General features: G+C 67.0%; 6 protein-coding genes. All 6 read right to left on the bottom strand.

Features of this window, described 5'->3' with window-relative positions:
* Nucleotides 1-456: 456 nt before the first annotated feature.
* Entirely contained in the window at nt 457-1209 is a 753-nt protein-coding gene (locus tag AAD027_RS18930; RefSeq protein WP_341727593.1) for a flagellar basal body rod protein FlgF, read from the bottom strand.
* Between the two features lie 101 nt (nt 1210-1310).
* Complete coding sequence (gene flgE / locus AAD027_RS18935) at nt 1311-2531, bottom strand: flagellar hook protein FlgE (protein ID WP_341727594.1); 1221 nt, start codon at nt 2529-2531, stop codon at nt 1311-1313.
* Between the two features lie 43 nt (nt 2532-2574).
* Nucleotides 2575-3252, bottom strand: coding sequence for a flagellar hook capping FlgD N-terminal domain-containing protein (locus tag AAD027_RS18940; protein ID WP_341727595.1), 678 nt, complete (start codon nt 3250-3252; stop codon nt 2575-2577).
* A 31-nt stretch (nt 3253-3283) separates the two neighbouring features.
* Nucleotides 3284-3691, bottom strand: coding sequence for a flagellar basal body rod protein FlgC (flgC, locus tag AAD027_RS18945; RefSeq protein WP_341727596.1), 408 nt, complete (start codon nt 3689-3691; stop codon nt 3284-3286).
* Between the two features lie 11 nt (nt 3692-3702).
* A complete protein-coding gene (gene flgB, locus AAD027_RS18950; protein ID WP_341727597.1) occupies nt 3703-4089 on the bottom strand; it encodes a flagellar basal body rod protein FlgB in 387 nt (128 codons plus the stop codon).
* Between the two features lie 150 nt (nt 4090-4239).
* Entirely contained in the window at nt 4240-5193 is a 954-nt protein-coding gene (locus AAD027_RS18955) for a chemotaxis protein (RefSeq protein ID WP_341727598.1), read from the bottom strand.
* Between the last annotated feature and the right edge of the window lie 329 nt (nt 5194-5522).

Genomic DNA, 5522 nt, shown 5'->3' on the forward strand with positions numbered 1-5522 from the left:
AATTCCTGCCGGGACTGCGCACCCGCCACGCAGTGGCGGGCGGACCGCCGGGGTGTGCTTTCTTTTGCCTACTTTTCTTTGCACAAGCAAAGAAAAGTAGGGCCCCGCGGCGAGCGGCGCCATCTATCCGCGCAGGAAAAACCAACCCACAAGGCCAACAAATCTCACCGCGCTCCTTGCATCTTCCCTAAGCCAGCACAGAGGGCAGGCTTCGTTGCCCCTCACCCCAACCCCTCTCCCGGCGGGAGAGGGGCTTTGAGGCTGTGCGCCGGGGAGGTGTCTGTCTGCCTGTGGCGAGCGGCGCCATGCGCAAGTCATGCCGAGGGTAGAGGCTTCAGTCTGGACAGATGGCGATGGTGCGCCAGGGCGCACCCTGCGCATAGGATGGCGGAGGCGGATGGACTCCGTTCGCCCCTCGCCCCAATCCCTCTCCCGGTGGGAGAGAGGCTTGATGCGTCAGCCGCCCAGCCGCAGCAACTGGTTGGACGACTGCGCCATCTCGTCGCCGCTGCGGATCACCTTCACCTGCATCTCGAACTGGCGCTGCAACTGGATCATCTGCACCAGCGCACCGGCGGCGTCCACGTTGCTGCCTTCCAGCACGCCGGTGGTCAGGCCGTTGCCGTTGGCCTGCGCCAGCGCGGGCGCCTGCGGATCGGCGGGGCGCATCAGGCCGTCGCCGCCGCGTGCCAGCTGCGCCGGCGTGGCCTCGACCATCCGCATGCGTCCCACGATGGCCATGGTCTGCGGGCCTTCGCCCTGCGGGACGATCGACACGGTGCCGTCGCCACCGATGTCGATGGACTGCGCGGGCGGTACCGCGATGGGGTTGCCGTTCTCGTCCAGCACCGCGCGGCCGCCGGCGGTGACCAGCTGGCCGTTCGGGGTGATGCTCAGCTCGCCGTTGCGCGTGTAGGCGGTGCCGCCGTCGGCGGCCTGCACGGCCAGCCAGTGGTTGGGTTGCAGCGACACGTCCAGCGAGCGTCCGGTGACCATCTGCGAACCGGTGCGCGAATCGAAGCCCGGGTCCATCAGCACGGCGTCCACGCGCGACGGGAAGCCCTGGCCGGGGATCTTGAACGCCTCGGTGCCGGCCAGCGCGGCCTTGAAGCCCTTGGTGTCCACGTTGGCCAGGTTGTGCGACACCGTGCCCTGCGCCTGCAGCGAAGCGCGGGCACCGGTCATTGCGACGTAGAGGGCTTTGTCCATGAGGGGGCCGGGATTCGTGATTGGGGATTCGTAAAAGCTCGGGGAAGGGACGGGATCGGGTTCTTGCGAATCTCCAATCCCTAATCCCTGATCCCGCCGCGTCAGCGGATGTTGATGACGGTCTGCGTGATCTGATCCTGCGTGGACAACATCTGCGAGTTGGCCTGGAAGTTGCGCTGCGCGACGATCATGTTGACCAACTGTTCGGTCAGGTCGACGGTGGAGGCTTCCAGCGCGCCCGAGGCCACCTGGCCGAAGTCCGACGTGCCCGGCGCGCCCGTGCGCGGTTCGCCCGAGGCGAAGCTGTGCGTCCAGGTGTTGTTGCCCTGCGAGACCAGGCCCTGCGGGTTGTTGAAGTTGGTCAGCGCGACCTGGCCGATGGCGCGGTCCACGCCATTGGAATAGCGCGCGTACACCACGCCTTCCGGCGACACGCTGAACTCGTTGAGCTTGCCGGTGGCGTAGCCGTCCTGGTTCTGGATGCGCTTGGCGAACTGCTCGCCGTACTGGGTGGTGCCGCTGATGTCCAGCGTCATGTTGAGCACGCCGGCGCCGGTGGTCGGCGTGAACGGCGCCAGCGCGACCTGGCCGTTGGCGGGCGCGGTCAAGGCGCCGTTGTTGTCGAACTGCACGGTGGTCGGCGCGCCCATCGAGGTGCCGTCCACGTAGACGTGCATCTGCCACTCGTTCGGGTTGGCCGTCTTCACGTAGTACACCGACTGCTGGTGGGACACGCCCAGCGAGTCGTAGACGTTGACCGAGGTGGTTTCGTTGAAGCTGGCGCTGTCGGTCGGGTCGAACGGCGCGATGGCCGGCTGCGCGGCGTTGCCGGGCAGGGTGACGCCCAGGTCCACGTTGGTGGTGGGCGAGGGCGGGCTGTCGGTGGTCAGCAGTTGCAGGTCGACCAGCCGGCCGGTGTCGAAGCCGACGTTGTCCGCGCGCGGTGGGAACACCTGCAGGCGGAAGCCGTCCGGCGTGGTGACGAAGCCGTTGGGATCGCGCTGGAAGTTGCCGGCACGGGTGTAGACGTTGCTGCCGTTGTTGCTGACCGTGAAGAAGCCTTCCCGGTCGATCGCCAGGTCCAGGTAGCGGCCGGTCTGGTTGATGTCGCCCTGCGAGAACTGCTGCGCGACGTTGGTCAGCCGCACGCCTGCGCCGATGCCGTTCTGCAGCAGGCCGTAGCCGGTGGTGGAGAAGACTTCGGCGAATTCCGCGCGCGACTCCTTGAAGCCGGTGGTGCCGACGTTGGCGATGTTGTGCGAGGTGACGTTGAGGTCGGCGTTGGCCGCCTTCATGCCCGAGAGCGAAGTGTTGAAAGCCATGAGGTTCTCCTTGCGGTGTGCAGGTGGGAGTGGCGCGATGGGTTCAGGTGGACGACTTGCCGATGCGCAGCACGTAGTCGAGCGGAGCGGTGCCCAGGCCGGGCAGGTTCAGGTACAGGCCATCGGAACCGATGGTCACGCTTTCCACGGTGGCATCGACGTAGGTGTTCAGCGCGGTGCCGGTGCCGTCGGCGGCGATGTGCTGGGCCTTGATGGAATAGGCGCCGGCCGGCGCGCGCTCGCCATTGGCCTTGATGCCGTCCCAGGCGAACGGGGTTTCGCCCTTGCCGGTGGCTTCCACTTCCACGGTGTCCACCACCACGCCGCTGGCGTCGGTGATCTCCAGCTTCACCATGCCGGCGCCGGGCGCCATCACCAGCCCGCTGGCGTTGCCGCTGGCCGGCAGCGCGAGGGTGTCCGAGGGTATCAGCACCGAATGGCCCACCAGCGAGGCGCCTTTCAGCACCTGGTCGCCGGTCAGCGCGCTGGTGAAGCCGCTCACCGTGGCGTTGAGGTCGCTGATGCCCTGCACGGTGGAGAATTGCGCCAGCTGGCCGATGAACTCGCTGTTGGACAGCGGCTTCAGCGGGTCCTGGTGCTTGAGCTGCTCGGTCATCAGCCGCATGAAATCGGCCTGGCCGAGGTTCTCGGTCTTCTTGGTGGCCGCGCCGGTGCCGCTGCTGTTGATGGCGGCGAACGGATCGCCGTTGATGGTGGTCATGCGTATGCTCGGTCGGTGGAAGGGAGTCGCGTCAGCGGCCCATCGTCAGCGTGGCCAGGGCCAGTTCCTTGGCGGTGTTCAGCACTTCCACGCCGGCCTGGTAGCCGCGCGAGGCGGAGATCAGGTTGACCATCTGCGCGACCGGATCGACATCCGGCGCGTAGACGTAGCCGTCGGCGTCGGCCATCGGGTGGCCGGGTTCGTAGCGCTTGATCGGCGGCGCCTCGCTCTGGGTGATCTCCTTGACTTGCACCGAGGTCAGCGAGCCGTCCGCGTTGAGCGGGCGCGCCTGGAAGATCGGCTCGATCGGCTTGTAGACCGCTTCGGGCGAGGACGCGATGGAGTCGGCGTTGGACAGGTTGCTGGCGATGGTGTTCAACCGCACCGACTGCGCCTGCAGGGCGGAGCCGGCCACGTCGAAGATCGGCAGGTTGCTCATGGCGTCGCCCCTTATTGGCCGGTGATGGCGGTGAGCATGGTGCGCACCTTGGATTCGATGAAGCTGAGCGAGGCGCGGTATTCCAGCGCCGCGCGGCCATAGGCGGCGCGTTCGACGTCGGCGTCCACGGTGTTGCCGTCCAGGCTGGGCTGCACGCCATCGCGCTCGAAGATGCGCGGGGTGGCGTCCAGCAGGGTCAGGTGGCGTTCGCTGGTGGTCTGCAGCGGCGAAGCCTTCTGCGCGGCGCTTTCCAGCGCGGCTTGGAAGTTGAGGTCCTTGGCCTTGTAATGGGGCGTGTCCGCGTTGGACAGGTTGCTGGCGAGCAACTGCATGCGCTGCTCGCGCAGCGGCAGCGCCGCTCCGTGGACGCCCAGGAAGTTGGAGATGGAATTGGACATGGCACCGCTCCGGCAGACCGTTGCCGGGGATGCTGCAAGGCGTGTGCCAAAGAGGATCGCAGTCCTGTAGGAGGGCCTTCAGGCCCGATGCTTTTGTTTCGTCCCGGGCAAAGGCAATCGGGCCTGAAGGCCCTCCTACAATGGACCCGCCTACGCCGCCATTTGCGCGGCGACCACCTGGTTCAGGCGGAACAGCACGTGCTCGGCCAGTTCGTGCGGGCTGTACTTGGCGACGAAGGCGTTGGCGCCCACGCGCTCGACCATGGCGTTGTTGAACACGCCCGACAGCGAGGTGTGCAGCAGCACGTACAGCCCGGCCAGCCCCGGATGGCGACGGATTTCCGTCGTCAGCGTGTAGCCGTCCATGGCGGGCATCTCGATGTCGGAGATGACCATGGCGTAGCGCTCGGCCGGGTTCTCGCCGGCGGCGTGCACCTGCAAGAGATGGTCCAGCGCCTGGCGGCCGTCGGACAGCAGGGTGGTGGTGACGCCCAGCTGCTCCAGCACGCTGCGGATCTGCGAGCGCGCCACCCGCGAGTCGTCCACCACCAGCACCTGCAGCGGCGGGGCGCCTTCGGGCAGTGCCATTTCCGGCGCCAGCGGCGCGTCCATGCGGGCCTGGCAGATGTCGGCCAGCACGCTTTCCACGTCGATCACCTGGATCAGTTCGCCTTGGAAACGCGTCACCGCGGTCAGGTAGCTGTTGTCGGCGCCGAGTTCCGGCGGCGGGTGGATGTCCTCCACCGCGATGTTGACGATGCGTTCCACGCCGCTGACCAGGAAGCCCTGCACGGAGCGGTTGAATTCGGTGACGACCAGGTAGTTGGGGGTATTCTCCGGGTCGGGGTCGCGTTCCGGGTGGCGGATGCTCAGGCCCAGGTCCAGCACCGGCACCGAGCGCCCGCGCACGTCGGCCACGCCGACGAATTCGGTGGGCAGGCCGGGCAGCTGGAACAGGGTGGGGCGGCGCAGGACTTCCTGCACCTTGAAGACGTTGACGCCAAAAAGCTGACGCCCGCCCAGGCGGAACAGCAGCAGGGCGAGGCGGTTGTGGCCGGCGAGGCGGGTGCGCTGGTCGATGCGGTTGAGCAGGTCGTGGGTCATGCACAGCATATCGGCACGGGGCAGGGGCACTTGAGGCGCACTCCGGCTCAAGCCCCTCTCCCACCGGGAGAGGGGTTGGGGTGAGGGGCGAGCGAAGCCTGTCTGCGTCTTGCCCCCTGTATCGGCGGCAAGTGAATTCACTTTTTCGTTCATTCGTATTGAGCGTAATGTGTTCACTCTTCGGAAGGGCCTGCTTTCGCTTCCAACATGGTGCCGCTCGCCGCGGGGGCCCTACTTTCTTTGCTTGTGCAAAGAAAGTAGGCAAAGAAAGCACACCCCGGCGGTCCGCCCGCCACTGCGTGGCGGGTGCGCAGTCCCGGCAGGAATTT

Origin of the sequence: Pseudoxanthomonas putridarboris, assembly GCF_038321125.1 — a bacterium.
GTDB classification, from domain to species: domain Bacteria; phylum Pseudomonadota; class Gammaproteobacteria; order Xanthomonadales; family Xanthomonadaceae; genus Pseudoxanthomonas_A; species Pseudoxanthomonas_A putridarboris.